Origin of the sequence: Streptomyces sp. NPDC004542 (genome assembly GCF_040610035.1) — a bacterium.
Taxonomy (GTDB): Bacteria; Actinomycetota; Actinomycetes; order Streptomycetales; family Streptomycetaceae; genus Streptomyces.
The window spans coordinates 1-19,095 of record NZ_JBEXLP010000117.1 but is presented as its reverse complement, the minus strand read 5'-3'; the positions used below and the strand labels follow the sequence as shown (position 1 = coordinate 19,095).

15 protein-coding genes and 6 pseudogenes are annotated in these 19,095 nt (G+C 68.4%); 14 read left to right on the top strand and 7 right to left on the bottom strand.

The features are described 5' to 3' along the window. The first annotated feature begins 79 nt into the window (after positions 1-79). The 9 genes and pseudogenes from ABZX30_RS34730 (at position 80) to ABZX30_RS34690 (ending at position 6,068) form a co-directional block, all read left to right on the top strand. Positions 80-940, top strand: coding sequence for an aminoglycoside phosphotransferase family protein (locus ABZX30_RS34730; protein ID WP_355941364.1), 861 nt, complete (start codon positions 80-82; stop codon positions 938-940). Between the two features lie 138 nt (positions 941-1,078). Beyond that, positions 1,079-1,375 (top strand): transposase, encoded by a 297-nt coding sequence (locus ABZX30_RS34725; RefSeq protein ID WP_355941361.1) that lies wholly within the window; start codon positions 1,079-1,081, stop codon positions 1,373-1,375. After that, positions 1,369-1,515, top strand: a pseudogene (locus ABZX30_RS34720) (DDE-type integrase/transposase/recombinase); the annotation flags it as partial. The gene ABZX30_RS34725 and the pseudogene ABZX30_RS34720, both read left to right, overlap by 7 nt. Positions 1,516-1,605: 90 nt before the next feature. Beyond that, positions 1,606-1,977 (top strand): GNAT family N-acetyltransferase, encoded by a 372-nt coding sequence (locus tag ABZX30_RS34715; protein WP_355941358.1) that lies wholly within the window; start codon positions 1,606-1,608, stop codon positions 1,975-1,977. A gap of 925 nt (positions 1,978-2,902) precedes the next feature. Then, entirely contained in the window at positions 2,903-3,052 is a 150-nt protein-coding gene (locus ABZX30_RS34710; RefSeq protein ID WP_355941355.1) for a hypothetical protein, read from the top strand. Further along, positions 3,049-3,270: pseudogene (locus ABZX30_RS34705) on the top strand (helix-turn-helix transcriptional regulator); the annotation flags it as partial. The gene ABZX30_RS34710 and the pseudogene ABZX30_RS34705, both read left to right, overlap by 4 nt. A 383-nt stretch (positions 3,271-3,653) precedes the next feature. Beyond that, positions 3,654-4,031, top strand: coding sequence for a hypothetical protein (locus tag ABZX30_RS34700; protein WP_355941353.1), 378 nt, complete (start codon positions 3,654-3,656; stop codon positions 4,029-4,031). Positions 4,032-4,074: 43 nt separating this feature from the next. After that, positions 4,075-4,905 carry a class I SAM-dependent methyltransferase gene (locus ABZX30_RS34695; protein ID WP_355941350.1) on the top strand — a complete coding sequence of 277 codons (831 nt, stop codon included), beginning with the start codon at positions 4,075-4,077 and terminating at the stop codon, positions 4,903-4,905. A gap of 785 nt (positions 4,906-5,690) precedes the next feature. After that, on the top strand, positions 5,691-6,068 hold the full coding sequence (locus tag ABZX30_RS34690) for a hypothetical protein (RefSeq protein ID WP_355941347.1): 378 nt from the start codon (positions 5,691-5,693) through the stop codon (positions 6,066-6,068). 70 nt (positions 6,069-6,138) lie between these two features. Here ABZX30_RS34690 and ABZX30_RS34685 read toward each other — a convergent pair whose 3' ends face one another. Next, entirely contained in the window at positions 6,139-7,020 is an 882-nt protein-coding gene (locus ABZX30_RS34685; RefSeq protein WP_355941345.1) for an SDR family oxidoreductase, read from the bottom strand. Between the two features lie 88 nt (positions 7,021-7,108). Between ABZX30_RS34685 and ABZX30_RS34680 the strand changes: the two genes are divergently transcribed. Next, a complete protein-coding gene (locus ABZX30_RS34680; protein WP_355941342.1) occupies positions 7,109-7,687 on the top strand; it encodes a helix-turn-helix domain-containing protein in 579 nt (192 codons plus the stop codon). Positions 7,688-8,287: 600 nt separating this feature from the next. Here the strand turns inward: ABZX30_RS34680 and ABZX30_RS34675 are convergent. From ABZX30_RS34675 to ABZX30_RS34665, 3 genes and pseudogenes are all read right to left on the bottom strand, one after another. Next, positions 8,288-12,352 (bottom strand): hypothetical protein, encoded by a 4,065-nt coding sequence (locus tag ABZX30_RS34675; protein WP_355941339.1) that lies wholly within the window; start codon positions 12,350-12,352, stop codon positions 8,288-8,290. 247 nt (positions 12,353-12,599) lie between these two features. Next, a pseudogene (locus ABZX30_RS34670) lies at positions 12,600-12,941 on the bottom strand (NAD(P)-dependent oxidoreductase); the annotation flags it as partial. A gap of 240 nt (positions 12,942-13,181) precedes the next feature. Then, the gene (locus ABZX30_RS34665) at positions 13,182-14,390 is read right to left on the bottom strand and encodes an IS4 family transposase (protein ID WP_355941336.1); all 1,209 of its coding nucleotides are present in this window, start codon (positions 14,388-14,390) and stop codon (positions 13,182-13,184) included. A gap of 198 nt (positions 14,391-14,588) precedes the next feature. Between ABZX30_RS34665 and ABZX30_RS34660 the strand changes: the two genes are divergently transcribed. Continuing rightward, positions 14,589-15,035 (top strand): hypothetical protein, encoded by a 447-nt coding sequence (locus tag ABZX30_RS34660; RefSeq protein ID WP_355941333.1) that lies wholly within the window; start codon positions 14,589-14,591, stop codon positions 15,033-15,035. Between the two features lie 179 nt (positions 15,036-15,214). Here the strand turns inward: ABZX30_RS34660 and ABZX30_RS34655 are convergent, their stop codons facing one another. Together ABZX30_RS34655 and ABZX30_RS34650 are read right to left on the bottom strand one after the other, a co-directional pair. Then, entirely contained in the window at positions 15,215-16,471 is a 1,257-nt protein-coding gene (locus ABZX30_RS34655) for an MFS transporter (protein WP_355941330.1), read from the bottom strand. Continuing rightward, positions 16,462-16,962 (bottom strand): winged helix DNA-binding protein, encoded by a 501-nt coding sequence (locus ABZX30_RS34650; RefSeq protein ID WP_355941327.1) that lies wholly within the window; start codon positions 16,960-16,962, stop codon positions 16,462-16,464. The genes ABZX30_RS34655 and ABZX30_RS34650 overlap by 10 nt, the downstream gene beginning before the upstream one ends. 207 nt (positions 16,963-17,169) lie before the next feature. Here ABZX30_RS34650 and ABZX30_RS34645 point away from each other — a divergent pair. The 3 genes and pseudogenes from ABZX30_RS34645 to ABZX30_RS34635 form a co-directional block, all read left to right on the top strand. Continuing rightward, positions 17,170-17,289: pseudogene (locus ABZX30_RS34645) on the top strand (metallophosphoesterase); the annotation flags it as partial. A gap of 235 nt (positions 17,290-17,524) precedes the next feature. Beyond that, positions 17,525-18,067: pseudogene (locus tag ABZX30_RS34640) on the top strand (metallophosphoesterase family protein); the annotation flags it as partial. Positions 18,068-18,150: 83 nt separating this feature from the next. Next, positions 18,151-18,363: a Tn3 family transposase gene (locus tag ABZX30_RS34635; RefSeq protein WP_355941324.1), complete on the top strand. Its 213-nt coding sequence runs from the start codon at positions 18,151-18,153 to the stop codon at positions 18,361-18,363. 98 nt (positions 18,364-18,461) lie between these two features. Here ABZX30_RS34635 and ABZX30_RS34630 read toward each other — a convergent pair. Then, positions 18,462-19,001 (bottom strand): annotated as a pseudogene (locus ABZX30_RS34630) (CGNR zinc finger domain-containing protein); the annotation flags it as partial. Positions 19,002-19,095: the final 94 nt, after the last annotated feature.

Sequence of the window (19,095 nt, the reverse complement as noted above, 5' to 3'; positions counted from 1 at the left end):
CACCGACCGGCTCAGCCACGGACTCGTGCTCGATCGTCATCTCACTCACTTGGCGTCTCCATGATCAACAGATCCGCCGTTGATTAGACACTCCCGGCGGCTGATTGCTGGGCAGTTCCCGCAGTGGTCGGGGCTACCGGTGGAGCGTTTTCCCTCCGGTGGCACGGTCAACGCCATGTACCGGCTGGGCGACGGCATGGTTGTGCGGCTGCCGTTGGTGCGGGGCGGAGCCAAGGCTGTAGCGATGGAGCAGGAGTGGCTGCCCCGTCTCGCGCCCCGGCTGCCCACGGCCATTCCGGAGGTGCTCGGGGCCGGGGAGCCCGCCGACGGGTATCCGTGGCCGTGGTCGGTGTATGGGTGGCTGGCGGGGGAGCTTCCCGAAGCGGGGGCACTGAGCGAGCCCGTGCTGCTGGCCAAGGATCTGGCAGAGTTCGTAGCGGCGATGCGGAGGATCACCCTGCCGGGGGCGCCGCAGGCCCATCGCTGCGGGCCGGTCAGCTCGCTCGACGCGGAGACCCGGGCGGCGATCGAGGAACTGCGTGGGATCCCGCAGGAGGACGTCGACTGCGATGCCGCGGCTGCTGCATGGGAGGACGCGCTGCGGACCCCGGACTGGGACGGGCCCCCGGTATGGCTGCACGCCGATCTGATGCCGGGCAACTTGCTGGTCGACGGCGGCAGGCTGGCCTCGGTGATTGACTTCGGGTGCACGGGGGTGGGAGATCCGGCCTGCGATCTGTTCCCGGCATGGAATCTGCTGCCGGCCGATGCACGGGAGGTCTTCCGCGAGGCGCTGGGCGTGGACGACGCAACCTGGATCCGCGGCCGGGGGCGGACGCTGTCGCAGGCACTGATCGCACTGCCGTACTACCGGAGAACGAACCCGGCGATGGCCTTCAACGCCCGGCACGTGATCCGGGCGGTGCTGGGAGAGACCTGAGGTCTCCCAAGACTCCGCCCGCAACACTGCGAGTCCGAACCGGATCGCTGGCGACCACCACCGTCGAGGTTGACAAACCTGATTCCACAGAAGGAGCGGAACGGTCGTTCGGACGGCACGTGAGCTGACCCCGGATTCGTGGAGTCCCTGAAGCCAGGCTTATGGTCCTGGCCCGAAGGAGAACCACGAGCAGTGCCAGCACCACGTAAGTACCCGGACGAGCTCCGCGAGCGGGCCGTCCGTGAGGTCCGCACCACCGGCCGTCCGATCGCGCACGTCGCCAAGGACCTGGGCATCCATAAGGAAGCCCTGCGCGGCTGGGTCCGCCAGGCCGAGGCGGACGCCGGCGAACGCGACGACCGGCTGACTATCGCCGAGCACGAGCAACTGAAGCAACTCCGCAAAGAGGTAGCGGAGTTGAGGCGACGCGGATGATTGTCGGCTGGCAGGTCGCGAACCATATGCGGACCGAACTGCCTTTGGATGCCCTGGAGATGGCGTTGTGGAGACGGAGGATCAAGAAGGGCTCTGGCCTCATTCATCACGGTGACCGCGGGTCGCAATACGTATCAATCTGGCTCACGGTACCTACGCTGAGCCCAGGCACCGTCGAAGCCGTCATCGACGCCGCCGGACTGGAGTTGCTCCACCGATCCGAGTGGTTCATGACGACCGATCTGACCGAGCATCCGCAGCACGCGCCCGCCGCGCCGTACGAGCGCGAGGTCCGCACGGAGGGACCAGTCACGGTCGTCTCCCTCCATGACTCCTCCGGAGATGTGGCGGCGCGTGGCACCATCGCCGTGGTCGGCGCCGGTGCGATCGCCGATCGCATCGAGACGGACGCGGCGCACCGGCGTCGCGGCCTGGGCCGCGCCATGATGAGCGCTCTCGCGGAGGCCGCCGTGGCCCAGGGCGCCCGTACCGGTCTTCTCATCGCCAGCGAGGAAGGACAGCGCTTCTACTCCTCCCTCGGCTGGCGCCACGAAGCCGACGTCCTGATCGTCCGGGGGCCGGTAGCTCCCTCCACCCGGTAGGACTGGCTCACACTGGCCGATCCGCCCATACGTACGGCGCACTCGTGCGGATCCCACCGAGCGAAGATGGTGAGCAACAGTTCCCGAGTTCCGCGTTCGTCCCTCAGGTCCCGGGCACCACTGAGAGAGCGGACCTGGGTCTGGTACCTCGTCCGTAGTGCGCGACCCTCACCCCTGTCGGGCTTCCTTCAGTCTGGGTGAAGTCGTGGAGGCGTGGGTTGGCTCTGGCCGTAGTACGCGATCTGCGTGAGTACCGGGCGCCGGTGAGCGAGGGGGAGCTCGCCGAGTTCGAGACCGATGTGCTGGCGGGGTTCGTTCTCGCCAGGGCTGACTGGTTCGGCCGTCCGCTGCGGGAGATGGAGCCTGCCGATACCGATGTCTATTTCGGCAAGCACAACGTCGAGTTACACAACTTCACCAGCCGTGTGGTCGAGTGCCCGCTGGACGAGATGAACCGGCCGCGGGCCTCGGGGGAACCGCAGTTGGGGATCCCGCCCAGCGAAGCACAGATCGAGGCTGGCGGCGGACGTGGGGCTGCGGATCAACGAGGCGTGGATGCTCGACCTGGACGATGTTCGGTGGAAGCTGGGCCGGTTCGGCAAGCTCAACGTCCCGCGCGGCAAGGGATCCCGGAGGCGTGGGCCGAAGCCGCGGCTGGTGCCGCTGATCAACGGCGCCGACCGGAACCTGCGGTGGTTCATCGAGGATGTGTGGGGCCACTTCGACGCCGATCACACCCGGCCGGGCGCCCCGCTGTTCCCCTCCGAGCGCAAGAACCGGGACGGCTCGTGCTCGCGGGCGCCCACCGACGTCTTCCGCCGGTCGCTGGCCGAAGCCGCCGCCCAGCACCTGCCCGCCGGGACCGGGAAGCTCACCCCGCACGTGCTGCGGGCACTTCTGCGCCTCCCAGCTCTATCTCGCCGGCATGACCTTGTTCGCCATCCAGGAGTTACTCGGGCATACCTGGACCGGGATCACGGCCCGGTATATCCACATCCACGGCACCCATATCGAAGACGCCTGGGTCGCCGGACAGCAGCGCGCCACCGACCGATGGAAAGGACCGGCCCAGTGAAGTGGAACCTTCGCCTGGCGGCCGCTAAACGCGGCATCTGGAAGGCCAGCGAACTCCAGCGGATGCTCGCCGCACGCGGCGTGCTGATCAGTGCGGGGAAGATGTCGAGCCTGTGGTCCGGCCAGCCGAACACCGTCAAGCTCGACGATCTGGACGTCATCTGCGCGGTGCTCGGCTGCTGCGTCGAGGAACTGCTGCTGCCCGAGCCGGAGACGGTGCCGGAGTCGACCGACCTGGAGCTGTTGGAAAACGACAGCGGATTGGCGGTCCGCTCCTGGATCGAGAACCGCACCGCCGAGCTGCCCGCCGGGTTCACCCGAGACGTCCGCGCCTGGCTGCTGGTCCTGCTCGACGGCGACAGCCGTACCAAGCCCCGCTCCCACAACTGCGTCTACGTCTGCTTGGGCGGCATCCGCCCCCTGCTGGAGAACTGGGCGACGACCCGTGGGCACCTGCGCGAGATCACCGTCGTCGACGTCACGGCCGCGCTGTCACCCCTCGCGGATGGCAGCGGCGCAACGCCATCACCGCACTGCGCTCACTGTTCCGCTTCGCCAAGAAGCGCGGCCTGATCTTCGCCAACCCCACCACCCGCCTCAGGATGGAAGACATCCCCGCGCAGCTTGCTGCCGATGACCGACGCCGAAGTGAACGGCTCGGCGAGCTGCCCCACCATACCCTGCTGGCCTGGCTCGCCCAGCGTCACACCACCTGGCCGAAGACCCCCAACCGGCACGTCCTGATCAACGCGAAGACCGCCCTGGGAACCGGGCCCGTCAGCCCCGAGTACCTCAAGCGGCACCTGCTGCACCAGGGCGTCTACCTCGAACGCATCCGCGGCGACCGGGTCCTGCACGAGGCGCCGACCCGCTGCACCTCGCTCTGGTCTTTAACCTGTCCCACACCACCGCGAGCAGCTACGCGGCCATCGCCCAGAACCTGCTCGACGACACGGCTGCTGTCGAGGAGCTGCCGTTAAACCAGTGGCGTCCCCGTCGACGAACCTCATAGCTTGTGCACTTGTGACTGACGCTCCGAAGATGCGCCCGAATCCACACGACCTCGGACGGGTGTTCAACGAGGTGCCGGAGCTCTACGACCGGGTCCGGCCGGGATACCCCGACGAGCTGTTCGCGGATCTTGTCGCCGTTACCGGCGTGGCCGACAGGTCGTCGGTGCTGGAAGTGGGCTGCGGAACCGGTCAGGCGACGCGCTCGCTGGCAGCACTCGGATGCTCAGTGACCGCCGTCGAGCCGGGCGCAGACATGGCCGCACTCGCTCGCCAACGGATGGCCTCCTTCCGTAACGTCGCAGTCGAGACGTCGACGTTCGAGGAGTGGGACGACCGCGGTCGACGCTTCGATGCTCTCGTGGCTGCGTCGTCGTGGCACTGGGTCGACCCGTCGATCGGCTGGCAGCGGGCGCACGACGTGCTCCATCCCGGAGGTTGGATGGCGCTGCTCGGCCACGTCGTTGTCCGTCGGCCGGGAGAGCCGGAGGTGTATGCCGAGACCGCCGATCTCCACGAGCAGTTCTGCCCCGGGAACCCCGACTGGGGTCATCCTCCCCTGGAGGACGACGTGCGCACCACCGACGAGGGCTGGGGCCTGGTCGAAGACCCCGGAGGACTGTTCGGCCCAACGATCGTGCGCTGGTACCCGACCGTTCAGTGGTTCAACGGAGACGGCTTTGCCGATCACCTCCGCTCGTTGTCGCTGTACCGGAGGCTCGACCGCGACGTCCGTGAACCCCTGCTCGGCGCCGTAGCCGAGCGCATCCGCACGCGGATGGGCGACCGAGCATCACGCCGTTACCTGAGCGTCCTCCGTGTTGGACAGCGCGCCCAGTGGTGAAGGACCTGCCGATTCAGCGGCAACGGACCCACCGTACTTTCACGCCTGCCTGCGGAAACGCCGTGGGTTCCCATTGAAAGCACCTCAGTCACGCTGACCCCACGGCCGACACGCCGGTAAGAACGCTGTCACCAGCCGCAAGCAGCGGTGATCTTGCGAGGGTGTCACCCGTGTGGGTGGGTCCGGGGTCGTACAGCTGCGCGGGGTGAGGCCCCGAGAGGACGATCGACGACCGTGGTCCGTACGCCTTTGGACCTTGACTACCTGGTCGAGCACTGGAGGCTGTTGAAGGACGAGCAGGCGCTTGTGTCAGGCAAGCGTGGTGCGACGTGACTGGGCTTCGCCGTATTGCTGAAGTTCTATACGCAGCACGGTCGGTTTCCCCGGGGCCGGTTCGAGTTTCCGGGCGAGGCGGTGGAGTTCGTCGCGCGGCAGGTGCAGGTACCCGCCGCCGAACTGGAGGCGTGTCCGCCCGTAAGGGGAGGTGAACCTCGATATGGACGCCGCCTCGACCTTGCTGCGGTCATCGTGCCCGGGCCTCGGGCTGCACTGGACCAGCAGATCCCACCCTGGAACCCGCAGACGGCGGAGCCTCCGCCGATGCCGGCACAGCGGTAGCGGGACCGTTCCGAAGCCTGCCACCTATGCGAGGCGGCTGGAACGGTGAGCTCAACAACGCGCGAAGAAAAAGTAGTTGTGCAGGAATGCCCTGTTCTGGCAGCGGAGTACATCCGATGCTGCTGAGGGCGGGCGTTCGTCGGCTGCTGGGTAAGGAGTGATTGGGTGTGTCGCGACGCAGGAAGATCACGGTCATTGGGGTCGCAGTCGTGTTGACCGTATCAACGTCGTTCTTCTGGCTGCTCGACACCCCGGACACCGGCCAGCTGGTCGCCGCCTCAGTCCAGGGCCCCACCGGTATCGTCACCCTGGTGTGGGCGCTGATGCAGTCCTCGGTCAACCCGCAGCCCGGAGTTGCGGCGATCGATACCGGAAACGCCAGGGCCACCACTGGAGGCCGGGCGTCAACCGGTGTGCAGCGCGCGCAAGATGCCGGGAGCGGGCCTGTTCGAGCGGAGCGAACCGGAGACGCCAGTGCGGACGGGCCCGGCACTGTCGCCGCAGGCCTCACCCTCCTCCGGACCCGCCTCCTGACCCAGCCGTGAGAGGCACGGATCAGGAGCGGGAGCGGGGGATCGCTTCGGCCGGGAGCCTCCCTGAACGCCCGGTCGTCGGTCAGGGCTGGATGTTCTCCAGGTCCTCCAGAAGGCTGGGGTGCTTGGGCTCCCAGCCGAGCGCCTGCCGGGTGTAAGCACTGGACGAGGGTTGGTCGCTGGCGAAGATCTCGCCGAAGGGGCCGAAGGTCTCCGCCGGCACCGACTCGACCGGCAGGCCCAGCCGTCGGCCGATGACCGTGGCGACGTCGCGAACCCGGTCCCCCTCGTCGGCCACGGCGTGCCAGGAGGTGCCCGGTTCCGCCTGTTCCAGGGCGAGCCGGAAGAGGACTGCCGCGTCGAGCGCGTGGACGGCCGGCCAGCGCTGTGCGCCGTCACCCGGGTGACCTGCCACTCCGGTGCGGCGTGCGATGTCGGTCAACAGGCCGGCGAATCCGCCGGAGCCCTGGTTGTGAACCGTGCGCGGCAGGCGTACGGCGCTGGTGCGGACCCCGCGGCAGGACAGGCCCAGGACCGACGTGACCACACGGTCGCGGCCGCCGACCGGTCCCTCGGTCATCAGCGGGTCGGCCTCGGTGGAGGCGCGGCCGGGTATGTGGGGCGTACCCGAGCAGGTGACGAGAGGGCGGTCGCTGCCGGTGAGTTCCTCGCCGAGGGCCGCGAGGGCGGCACCCTCCTCCGCGACCGACTTCGCGAGGGTGTCGGAGCTGCTGAAGTCGTGGTCGAACGCGAGGTGGATCACCCCGTCGGCCCGGGCGGCGCCGGCGCGCAGGGTGTCCAGGTCGGCGAGGGCTCCCCGGAGGGGCTCGGCTCCGGCCGCCTCTGCGGCCTGCGCGGACGCGTCGGAGCGAGCGAGTGCGAGGACCGTGTGGCCGTTGTCGAGCAGTTCGGCGACGACGGCGGAACCGATCAGGCCGGTGCTGCCGGTGACGAAAACGCGCATGGGAAAACTCCCCGGAAGTGATGGGACTCTTGTCCCATCACTCTACCCAAGTGATGGGACAAGAGTCCCATCGCCTAGGATGGTGACCATGGGCAGATGGGAACCTGGCGCACGCGAACGCCTCGTCATGGCTGCCGTCGACCTGTTCACCGAGCAGGGGTACGACGCCACGACGGTCGCGCAGATCGCCGAGCGCGCAGGAGTCACCAAGAGCACCTTCTTCCGGCACTTCCCCGACAAGCGTGAGCTGCTGGTGGCCGGACAGGAGACACTGAGCCGACTGCTGGCCGACGGGATCGCCGACGCGCCGGCTGACGCCAGCCCGCTCGAGGCGGTCGCGGCCGGCCTGGAGCGCGCGTCGGCCGCGATCGGCCCCATGAGCCGCGAGCTCGCGCCTCGCCTGAAGGCGGCCGTCGCCGCCAGCAGTGAACTCCAAGAGCGTGACGCCCTCAAGAGTGTCAGCCTGGCGGCCGCGATGACGACCGCTCTGATCGCCCGCGGCATACCCGATCCGACCGCGGCTCTGGCGGGCGAGCTGGGAGTCCTCGCCTTCAAACGGGGATACGCCCAGTGGTCCGAGGGCGACCGTGCCGGCACGGACGAGCTCGCCGGGTACACCCTGGCGGCCCTCGACGAACTGCGTGCAGCGAGCGCCTCCCTGGGCTGACCGGCAACCTCACCCGCCGGCAGACGATGGCGCATCCTAGGGCCAGGAAGGCTTCGTCGATGTCGTCGCGGAACTTCCAGCGGATCCGCAGGCGGCGCAACCGTTGCAGGTGGGCGAGCGCCGGCTCGACGCCTCAGCGGTGGGTGCCGAGTCCGCAGCCGTACTCGGTGCCTCGGCGGGCACCCGGCCATCCGGTCTGCTTCGCCGGGAGAGGGGTGCTGGGCCGCGGCCCGCTCGCCTGCGGCGCCAGTCCCGGCACAGCCGGCCGGTCGCGGAGGTGCTCGCCGCGGATGAGGGGGCGGCTTGGGGTGCTTCTGCCAGCAGGCCGAGCACGGCCCCAGGCCGGCATGGCGCCGCAGTCCCCCGCATCCACGGCAGATCCGCGGCGGCTGCTTCGGCGGAGCACGGACCATGAGGCCGTCGGGGCTGTCTCCCCGGTGAGGGCGGGATGGTGACGCCCGGCACCGGTTGCCAGGCTGTGAAGGCCGAGCCGGACGGGCGGGCGCCTTGGGCGAACGCGCATCGCGTTGACCGTTGCACAGGACGGGGCTGGGGGTGCGTGTGGCCGGGGAACCACGGAGACGACGCGCTCCTTTGCCCCTACAGGGCTATGCCCTCCCACGCCCGCGTGAACAGGACCGGCAGCGGGGCGGAGGGCACCGCGGTCAGGTGTGATGTCGACCGGTACTCCCTGGCCAGGGGCAGCAGGCCGAGTTTCGACGCCTCGATCGGGAGGCGAGGCGGCTTCCGCTCCTGCCAGGCACCCGGCAGGAAGAGGGAGCGGCCCGCTCGTGAACGGAGGGCACGCAGCACTCGGCCCGACGCGTGCAGCTCGGCCTTCGCATTCTTGAAGCGGCTGGGCTTCCAGCCGGTCCACGCCTTGACGTTGCGGTCTGTCGGGTCCGGCAGCGCCAGCAGCATCAGGTAGAGGCAGGCGGCGTCCTTGCCCAGCCCGAAGGCCTCGGCGCAGTCTTCGACAAGATGCGGCACGGACCGTGCGGGGTTCTGTTCCCAGCCCGGGGCGCGCTCCCCGTCGGTGAGCAAGTGCGCTCCGAGCGCGGCGAAGCCGTCGCTCAGCAGCAGCCGCAGGTCCGCAACGGCGGGCAGTCCCGAGGGGCTGGGCAGCCACTGGGAGGGCAGTACGGAGTCGAGGTAGGTGTCCAAGGTGTCCAGCAGCGGATCGTCGGGTCCCTTGAGCGCGGCGGGGTCCACACGCAGATGACACATGTCGTACGTCGCGTCGGCCATCTCCGTAACCGCCGGGTGAGCGGTGAGCGCTCTTGTCGAAGGGGGCGGGCCCATCAGGTAGTTGCTTTGCAATGAGAAGAGCATGAGCGGGCCGGGGGCAGAGGACAGCTCCTCGCACAGCCGGGATATCGCCGCGCCGGCCGCAGGGCGCGACGGGTCACCGGCCGGGGTGCGGTAGGCGAGCCAGGCGGCGATTCTCGGCAGGGCCAGCAGGTGCGGTTCGCCCACCAGCCCCTCGTAGCGGGGAGTCAGGCAGTCCGCCCCGGTGGCAAGCTGGCCGAGGAGAGCGGGCAGCCGCAGGTGGGGCCACCAGCGCCGGTTGTCCCCGCGGGGCTGCCGAGTCATGGCCGCCTCGCCCTGGGGCGGGAGTATCTCCTTGGCGGCGAGGGGCAGGAGCGCGGTGGGTACGGGCAGGGGGCTGCCCAGTTCCTCCAGCCACCACTCGGCGGCCCGGTGCACGTCGGGCCCTGTGGCCCACAGCTGCTCGGGATCGTCGGGAAGGAGCTTGTCGTAGAACGCCGTGAAGAACCGGGGGCCGAGCGCGTCGGCCAGTGCGGCGACCGCTTGTTCCGCCTCCTTGTGCCGGATCTTCCAGGGTTCCAGGTCGGTGGAGCAGCGGGCGGAGAGGTAGTCGTCCTCCTCGTCCAGTTGGTGCGGCGCGCAGGGGACGTGCGCGGTCAGCAGTGCGGTGGCCTCCGCCCGGGAGAGGCCCAGGCGCTCCGCGAAGGCTCGGGCGAGCTCCGGGCGGGCCGGTGCCGGTCCGTGCTTGCGATACAGCTCGGTGAAGCGCGTGAACCATGCGCCCGGACGCACGGGCTCCAGCACATGGGCGCGCGTGAGCTTCACGCCTGCGAGAGCCAGTGGACCGTCCTCGGCGTAGGCGCCGTCCGGGGCGTACTCCCACAGTGTGCGCCGGGGGTCTCTGCCTCCACTGGCCAGGACGTAGGCGACGGAGGTGGCCGTCCGGAACACGGCTCCGGGAAGCGGGGCGTTGATGTCGGTACGGTCCGCGGGAACCTCGCAGTGGACGATCCGCCAGTGGCCCGGTTCAGCGGTGACGAAGGGATGGGCGGCGTACGTCATCAGCGACCGGGCCGCCGAGCCGCCCGGCGGCGAGGAGACGGCGCACAGGGCGAGTGCCGCGGCGCACGCGTGGGTGCGCCGGAACCGGCCGTCGCGCGGCAGGCGGCCGAACGTGGTGGTGGCCTGTCCCAGATCACCGCCCCACACGGCCGTGCCCTCCTTCGCGAGCGCCATCATCTGACGGCTCACCTTGTCCTCCGGCTCCTGCGACCCTGCGTCGGCGGTCGGTGATACATCGTCCTCGCCAGGGGTGAGACGCCCGACCAGCCGCCGGAGTCCCGCACGGCAGTTGACAGCCATGACCAGGCGCCGGGCGGCCTGGCTGTGCATCGGCTCGCCCAATTGCGGCAGCGCATCCAGGATGGGTCCGCGATTGGGTCCCCGAACCCCCTCAAGCTCGACGTAGGAGGGTTGAAGCTTCCCCAGCAACTTCTCCACCTCTGCACGCGAGACGGTGTCGGGCAACTCCGCCATCAGCAGCGGTACGACGTCCACCGCCGCGAACTCGGCCGCCGCCTCCGTGTCCTTGAGGAGAAGGTCCGCCGCCACGCCCACGTGCACGAGCCGGCCCAGCAGCAGGACCAGTTCATCGAAGCCGACGCCCGCGCGCAGCTTCGCCCGCTCGCGACCGAACCAGGCCTGGATCTCCGCGTGCCCGATCGGGTTGTCGAACAGTTCGGGAATCCGCTGCCAGCCCTTGGTGTCGTGCGGCTGGTACCAGCTGTTGGACGCCAGGTCCTGGGTGGTCATGTCGAGGTCGGCGCGTACCCGTGCCCGCAGCTCCCGGGCGAAGCGCTCGTCCGCCTGCAGGCGCTCCAGCTTCGGCCGGTGGCTGAGCTGGATGCTGTACAGCTCCGAGGGGCCGAGCAGCTCCGGAGGGTCGGCGACCGGGGCCCCGTGCTCCAGAAGCAAGTCGATCAGGTCGAGAGGTGTCTTACCGTCGGTATACTCGCCGAATCGTCGGTAACGGAACTGCACGGGCACACCGTCGGCAGCCAGTTTCGACGCGATCCGCTCGGCGATCTCGTACATGACGGGCCAGGGGCCGTTCCGTTGACTGCTCGACAGGACGCACGCGGACAGCCAGGCGGCGGCCTCGCCGACGTGCAACCCCGGGACCTCGCCGGTGAGCAGCGCCAGTGCACCGGTGCGTTCCAGCAGCTCCCGCCACACCCTGGAGCTGTCGCCGAAACCCCGAGGACGCAGCCTCAGCACTTGGCGGGCGGCCTGCGGCGCGTGCCTGCTCAGCAGGTCCAAGGCCGGGCCTTTGAGGCAGTCCGTCCAGAACTTGTCGTCCGACAGCGAGACACCGCCGACCGCGAACATCTCCCCGAGCAGCGTGGCCAGTTCCCTCTCCGGTTCGAGACCGGCGGCCTTGGCGAGCTTGCGTACATCGGCGGCCAGCTGCGGGTACACCTCCGACGACGCCTGGACACGGCGGACTGCTATCTGGCGGAACCCTGAGAGATCTGCCTCGGTCGCCTCTCCCTTGACGGCGAGCTCGCGAGCCCAGGCTCGCAGGACCGTGGCAGAGAGGGCCTTGCCCTCGGCGTATGTGAGGTAGCGGCCCAGCAGCCACTGCTTGTCGGCCTTGCGCGCCTGCACCCGCTCGCCGGTGCGGGCCCGCCCGAACCAGGCGGCGGCCGTCGCATGCTCGCCCTGCCGCAGCGCGAGGTCGGCCATCTCGTCGAGAAGCGTGATCAGCAGCGCGGGGGCCGACTCCTCCATGCCCTGGAGGACACTGTCGACGTTCGCCTTGTGGGCGAACTTCCACTGCCGCGTGCATTTCTGCAGTTGCAGGAGCTTCTCGGTCGCCGGCTCCTCGAAACCGGGGTGGGCGGCGATGACCCGCTCAGGGAAGGGAAGGGAACCGTCGGAGGGGTCCGGTATGCCGGTGGAGAAGCAGTCGTCCGGCTCCCAGCGCTGCCCGCGCATCAGGCGGTCGCGGTACGGGATGAGCTGTTCGGGAAGCACCTGGGTCAGCGTGCGGCCGTCGAATCCGGCGTACGTACGGGCCCACAGGCCACCGTCGCCCAACTGGTCGGTCAGCTCGACGGACTCGGCCTCCAGAGACTCCCGCCACAGCGGGTCCGTGTCGGCCAGGGCACGCGGCACACGGACACCGGCCGACGCCCACTCACCCGCCTGCAGACGGCACGCCTCACGGTGGTTCCGCAGATGTGTCGTTGCGCCCAGCAGGGCCGCGAGCCCCGGAGCACCCGCGAGGCCATCGGGGAGAGTCTTGATTCTCCGCCCCTGCGGGTTGCGGTAGACCACCTCCAGGTCAGCCGTCAGTTCCGCGGTGTAGCCGCCTTTTTCCACACGCCTGCTCATGCGCCGGCCTTCCCCCGCAGTGCTGGTTTCGATGATCGCACGCTACGGGGTGCCACTGACAGCGCTGCTCAGCAGGCCTGGCGATCGCAGCCGGCAGACCGGCCGGAGGGGTCGCCGGCCCGGACTGGGTCCCTGTCGGACGATTCCCGCGGCTGTCGGGCAGGACCGCCGAGCGTGCCCGGCGCCAGTCGCAGGTCACGATCGAGCCGGCTGAGGAGAGCAACTCGGGCAGCGCTTCCCTGGCCTACATGCCCGCGGTACCCAGCATCGCGGTGGTGCATCAGTCCCGACAAGGTGGTCAGAAACAGCGCGAGTTGGGCTCGATACATCATCTGGGCGAGGCCCGGGTCCTCGCCCAGATACTTTGGTGTTCCCAGTACGTCAACGCCGTCAGGTGGCTCTCCATCACTTGGTCACGGCCGCTGTAATAGACATAGGCGGCCTCCGTGCCGACCATCGGCGTGGGGACCATGACACCTCCGGTGAGGAAGGTGGCGCCGTGGTCCGCTGCCCAGGTTGCTGCCGCGCGTGCGTGCTCGGGAGTGTCAGAGCTCAGGTTGACTAGCCTCAATACCAGTGACTTAGTGGCCTGGCTTCGCGGGTGTCTTTGTTGACGGGTTGATCGGGGCGGTGCGCCAGTGCGGGGCGATGGCCACGTCGTCTGCTGGGTCCCGGGCGGGCTGAGGCCAGGAGTAGTGCTCGTCCCCGTTTGACACCGAAGTTGGACATCTTGCGTTTGACGACGCGTGGGTTGGAGCGTCTGCGGCGGGTGGGTAACAGGCGCGCGGTGATCTCGCGGAGTCCGTCGGTGAGGGCCGCGGTCAGGTGGTCAGGGGGAAAAGGCCGCCTGCGCGGTGACCTGGCGGCGTGCGAGGCGGATGCTGCGGGTGAAGGAGAGCCGGTCGGGGTCGAGGCCGGCCTGTGCGGCGGCGTCGTGCATCAGGGTGCGGATGGCGTGGTGGACCAGCAGGTGTGCCCAGACCTCCTGTTCGACGCCTTCGGGTGAGCGGGACCGCAGGACCTGGGCGGGTCCGCGTTGATGGGTCTTCAGCTCGTCCAGCGTGTTCTCGAACTCCCACCGCTGGTGGTAAAGGGCGGCCAGCTCGGTGGCCGGGGCAGCGTCGGGATCGAGGACCGTGGTGATCAGCCGGTAAGGGGCGTCCTGCTCAGGCCGCCCGGGACCGTCCAGGGTGTACTCGATCACCCGGACCGCTTCCGGGTCGGCACGCTTGCGGTGGTCCCTGGCCGCGACGATGTCTGACAGGTACGAGCCGTCGGGGAGCTCTTCGCGGACCGGCAGCACCTGGTGGGAACGGATGCGCCACAGCAGGTCCGCGCCGCCGGCCGAAGCCGCTCGCCACAGCTCCAGGCCGGTGAAGCCGCGGTCGGCCAGCAGCAGATCGCCCTCGCCCAGGTGGTCGAACAGCTCGCGGGCCAGCACGGGCTCAGACGTGGTGAACCGGCCGACAGCCGCAGCGGTGATGGCGTGGGTGCCGCACTCGGCCAGCGCGACCACCCGCACCTGCGGGTACGCACACCGCTGGGTGCGATGGGTCTTCGGGCGCCCGAAATGCGCCGCGTTCTCCTGGCTGTCCGGAACGTCGAAGACGGTGCCGTCGACGGCCATCAGCCGCCATCGACCGTAGAAGGCACCCCGGGTCGCTTCCGTAGCCAACGGCCGTGCCACCGAGGCGAACAGGGCCTTCAGCGGCTCCGGGCCGAGTTTCGCGCGAGCTCTCGAGATCGCCGCTGTGGTCGGCACCTGCCACGACCCCGACCAGCGTTTCGCCCAGGTCAGCCCATGCGTCAGCAGCCGGGCGACCTCTTCGTAGCCCTGGCCGGAGAACAAGCACATCGCCAGCACGAAGTAGACCACCACGCGCGGCGGCAGCAGCCGGTTGCGCTGCCCGGACCTCCCGCAGTCGGCCACCACCCGATCCACCAGCTCCGGCGGGAACGACCGCGTCAGCAGCCCGACCGCGATGCGATCCGACAACCGCTCGTCCGTCCCCAGCTTCACCTGACCCGGCCGTGGCATCCCGGCACCTCCCCGCCACGCACCCTACCAGCTGACGACCTTAAGTCACTGGTATTGTGACTAGCCTCGATCTTTCCCTCAAGAAAGATCGAGGCTAGGGAGCCGTATTGATTGGTTCATGCCGGTAGCGGAATGCCTCTCTGGCCTTTCATCGTTTGTGCCTCGACAGGGCGCAGGGCCAGCCGGTATGTTCGAAAGATGGTGGGTGAAAATCATGATCACGAGCGTGGTGTGGGAGACGAAACCCATAATGAAATCGGTGGCGGGCAGTTTCACGGCCCGGTATTTCAAGGTCGCGATTTCGGAGAAGTGAATATCGGTACACCGATTCCGGAGTATGCTGCTACCTATTACAGGAAGATGCGGGAGCGTCTAGATGAGGAGGAGCGGCGAGAAGGGAGAGCGCGCAACGAAGAGCTCAGGTCCCTGAGAGCCGAACGCGTAACACTGATGCTCCGACTCGTACTCTTCACCCTATGGTTCCTTTGGGGGAGCAGTGTGCATTACGATGACACTCTCTCCTTTTCCGCGGGCATCATTCCGGCGGTTGGACTTGTCGCTGGGCCGATTATTGCAGTCCTCGCGTGTGCGGCGCTTTGGAGAAATAGGGCGCGCATGAATGAGGTCAAGCGTCAGCATTCCTGAGAACCCATGACGCGATCTTGCTGAGGCGCGTGGTGTGACCGAGCGCTTCGGTTGGCACTTCGTCAGTTCAGGTGACACTTTGGGCGCTGGTCTCGCAGGTGGTGCGGTGAGCCGTGACACGTTAGTTGGAACCTGGTCACGAGAGTTGGAACCAGTGACTGCGTGCCTCGGGGACCGACTCATGGGCTTGCTGCGGCTGTGTGTGGATGGGGTGATGTGGAGGAACGGCGCAGGTCTGCCGCGGTGGCGCCCACCACAACGACGGCGCCGAGGCATAGCAGGCCACCGCTGACGAGGGCTGCTGCTCCCGACGTGGCGTCTGCGACGAGACCTCCGCGCATGTTGCCGATGTCGGGTCCCGCTTGCCCGACGATCTGTTCGGCAGCGCTGACGCGGCCGAGTAGTTCGTGCGGGGTGTGCATCTGGACGACGGTGCTCCGGGAGACGACGGAGACGGTGTCGGCGGCGCCGGCTATGACGAGGAAGGTCAAACCGGCCCATGGGTTGGGCGAGAAGCCGAACAATGTCAACGCTGCGCCCCAGGTGGCGGATCCGCCGAGCATGGCCGGGCCGGGGCGGGGGAATCGTGTGAAGGTTCCGGAGAAGAGCGACGCTGCGACGCCGCCGACGGCGATGGCTGTGAGGAACAGCCCGAGGGTGCGGGGGTTGTCGCCGAACCGTTCGGCGTTGACCAGGGGGAACAGGCTGATGGGCATCGACAGCACGGTGGTGGCCAGGTCTGTGAGCAGGGCCCCTCGAATGACGGGGGTGCGTGCCAGGAAGGACAGGCCGTCCAGCACTCCGCGCAGGCCGGGCCGTGCGGGCTCGTCTCCGGGGTCCATCTGCGGCAAGCCGAACGCGCCGTAGAGCGCGGCGATGAAGGTCAGGGCGTCGATCAGGTAGCAGGCGCCTACTCCCAGCCCGCCCACGATCAGTCCGCTGAGTGCGGGACCGAGGAGCATGGCGCCCTGGAAGGCGATTCGTCTCAGCGCCAGACCCGCGGCCAGCTGGTGCTTGGGCAGGAGGTGGGGAATGAAGGTGCGCGAGGCGGGGCCGCTGCCTGCGCTGAAGCAGGACTGGAGTGCGACCAGTCCCAGAACGCCGACGGCAGGAACGTGCCCGAGGAAGCCCTGGAATGCTAGGAGGAGCGAACATACGGCCTGTCCGCTGATCGTGAGCAGGTAGAACTTCCGGCGGTCCACCCGGTCGACGAGCGAGCCGGCGAACAGCCCGAGTGCGACGAGCGGAATCGCCTGGGCCAGCCCGACGGCACCCGTCCACCTGGTGCTCTTCGTCATCTGCCAGACCTGGAACATGACGGCGATGAGCGTCATCTGGCCGCCGAAACCGGACAGTGTCTGCCCGATCCACAACCGCCGGAACGGTGGCGAGGACCGTAACGGAGTCACGTCGATCAGCGTGCGCTTCAGTCCCATGCGGGATCCTCCGCCAGCTTCTCAGCGATCCGGTCGTGGAAGCTCTTGCCCTCCAGAGCCCGCTCGATATCCGTGACGACCTGGGAGAGCGGGTAGGGAATCTCGGCCTCCAGGTCAGCGACGGCGGCCTCGGTGGCCCGCCATTCCGCAGCCAGGCGATCCACGATGCGGTGGGCTTTGTCGGTGAGCGTCACCTTCTTGGTGCGTGCGTCGTCGCCCACGACGGTCTGGACCCAGCCGGCCGTGCGCATCGCGGCGACTTTCTGACTGAGTGCCGAGTGTGTGCGCTGGACCGACTCGGCCAGTTCCGCGATGGTCATGGGTCCGCAGGCGTGGAGCCGGAGCAGTTCCATGACGAAGCTGGGCTTGAGCCCGTCGATCTGCTGCTCGGAGTAGACCTGAGCGATGTCGGCGTCCATTGACGCCTGAAGCAGGCGCAGGGGGCGCCAGCGGCTCTGCTGCGTCGGGTCGAGTCCATGGGGGTCGGCCATGAGCGCATCATAACAGTGCTTATATAAGCACTGTTACTTCTGCCAGCGCCGGGCCGACGATCGGTCCACGACATATGCGGTGAGCCGAGCGAGGCTGTGAGTGCGACGGCCTCGGGGTAGGCCACGAGCTCAGTCCGATGCCCAGACTGGGGGTCGGTCAGAGCCGCCTATCCGGAGGGCATGCCGGTGCCGGAATCGATCTTGTCGATGGAGGGCGACATCACCGCCGGCCCGCAACCGGCCCAGGTTCTCGACCTGCTGACCAGCCTCGGCGACCGCGTCATCTGGATCAGCGGCAACGCCGACCGGGAAATCCTCGAATACCGCCATGTAGCGTCTCAAATCCAGTTTCATAATCTCACCGTCCGCTTCATATCGACTGAACTTATGAAGCGGGCCGTGAGACACCGCAGGTCAGTGGGCTGCCCAATCCGGCGGGGTATCGGTGCCCCTTGAGGAAATGCACCAGCCGCTGAGACAGCCACAGATGAAGCGTCGTGAGACACCGCGAGAAGCCGCAGGTCACGCGCTCGGTGTATGCAGCGGAGCGCGAGATCCTACACGCCAGGGGCAACGCGACACGATCCCCGACCCGATCGCCCCCTGGGCAGTCGAACGGCTCCGCGAAGACCATCTCGACCTTCTCAGCTCGCTGCCACGATCACTCTCCCTGTCCGCGAACGGCCTGGGAAAGGTGCTGTTCTGCCATGCCACCCCGCGCGACGACGAGGAGTTCGTCCTGGTCGACTCCCGCCTCGACCGCTGGAAGGAAGTCTTCAACGGACTCGATACCGACATTCGTACCGTGGTCTGCGGCCACACCCACATGCCGTTCGTCCGCCTCGCCCACGGCCGACTCGTGATCAACCCCGGCAGCATCGGCATGCCCTACGGACGAACCGGAGCACACCGGGCCCTCCTGGGCCCGGGCGTCGAACTCCGCACCACGACCTTCGACCTCCAAGCCGCAGCCCCCCAGCTCAGCCAGCACTCGTCCTACCCCGACATCACCGAATGGGCCGACTACTTCCTGCACGCTCGCGCGACCGACGCCGACGCCCTCACAGCCTTCGCCCCACGGGACGGACGCGACCACAGCCCGTGACACTCGCTCCCCAACCACGACGGCAGGAAGCCGAACACCGAATACACGATCAACGACGCCTACCAATCTCGCCCCCCGAAATCGTGTGGCAGCTGCTGGAGGAGGGACGGACGATCGAGCCGGAGGACCTGGCCCACATCTCGCCTTACCTGACCGAGCACATCAACCGGTTCGGCGAGTACTCGACGCACGAGTTCGGCATCCAGCCCGACGCGTACGACCCGAAGCGCGACGTCGACTTCACCCCGCTGCGCGAGCAGGACCTGACCGCCGCCGGCCTCGGCCAGGCCGCCTGATGCCGGGCGCAGCCGGAGTGAGCGGCGAGACGATGAACACCCCCGTGCGACAGGCCGGTGTCTGTACCGGCGCGGTCACGAGGGCGACCTCGGGGCGGTTACGACGGAGCGGAACCGCCATCGGTTGCCGTTCGCTGACGCCTGTAGTGGCGTGCTGCGCGCGCACGGTTTCCGCATGACGGCTTGCACCACTCCTGCCGTCCGTGGCTCTTGACGAAGTAGCGCACGCAGCGGGGCGCGGTACAGGATCGCAACTGCGTGCGCTGTGGGCCGCTGAGAAAGTCGATGGCGGCTCGGGCCAGAGCCGCGACAAGCCGAACGTACGGATCGTTCTCGGCAGACAGCAGGCGAGTGGTAGGGACTCCTTCGACGGGCCAGTCCATCTGAGGGGCGACCAGTTCCCGCTCGGCAGCCGTGTTGAGGTGGGCCACCGCCTGGTCGGCACTCATCAGGCGATGGGCGTCCGGCGGGCTGGGGGGCGCGGGACTGACCGCCCGGGCGAACAGGGCCCTGACTGCACGCCGAAGCTCGATGATTGTGCGCCTGAGGTTTTCATCCGCGGCGAGTTCCCCCGCCAGAATGTGGCCGGCCAGCAGATCTCCCTGCTCCTGGATCCAGTGCGTTGTTCCCTGGACCGTGAGCCTTTTCCATCCTCAGTCTGAGCTGGTCAGATGAAGGGTCAGGACGGCCTGGACGAGTTTGGTGATCCGGGTGGTTGAGCACCGGAGCTTG

Excerpts from the sequence above, each read along its gene's own strand:
- ABZX30_RS34650 (WP_355941327.1), bottom strand. The coding sequence starts at position 16,962 with ATGGCCGACCCCCATGGACTCGACCCGACGCAGCAGAGCCGCTGGCGC.
- ABZX30_RS34715 (WP_355941358.1), top strand. The coding sequence starts at position 1,606 with ATGACGACCGATCTGACCGAGCATCCGCAGCACGCGCCCGCCGCGCCG.
- ABZX30_RS34660 (WP_355941333.1), top strand. The coding sequence starts at position 14,589 with ATGGTGGGTGAAAATCATGATCACGAGCGTGGTGTGGGAGACGAAACC.
- ABZX30_RS34665 (WP_355941336.1), bottom strand. The coding sequence starts at position 14,390 with ATGCCACGGCCGGGTCAGGTGAAGCTGGGGACGGACGAGCGGTTGTCG.
- ABZX30_RS34655 (WP_355941330.1), bottom strand. The coding sequence starts at position 16,471 with ATGGGACTGAAGCGCACGCTGATCGACGTGACTCCGTTACGGTCCTCG.
- ABZX30_RS34685 (WP_355941345.1), bottom strand. The coding sequence starts at position 7,020 with ATGCGCGTTTTCGTCACCGGCAGCACCGGCCTGATCGGTTCCGCCGTC.
- ABZX30_RS34675 (WP_355941339.1), bottom strand. The coding sequence starts at position 12,352 with ATGAGCAGGCGTGTGGAAAAAGGCGGCTACACCGCGGAACTGACGGCT.
- ABZX30_RS34680 (WP_355941342.1), top strand. The coding sequence starts at position 7,109 with ATGGGCAGATGGGAACCTGGCGCACGCGAACGCCTCGTCATGGCTGCC.
- ABZX30_RS34700 (WP_355941353.1), top strand. The coding sequence starts at position 3,654 with ATGGAAGACATCCCCGCGCAGCTTGCTGCCGATGACCGACGCCGAAGT.
- ABZX30_RS34710 (WP_355941355.1), top strand. The coding sequence starts at position 2,903 with ATGACCTTGTTCGCCATCCAGGAGTTACTCGGGCATACCTGGACCGGG.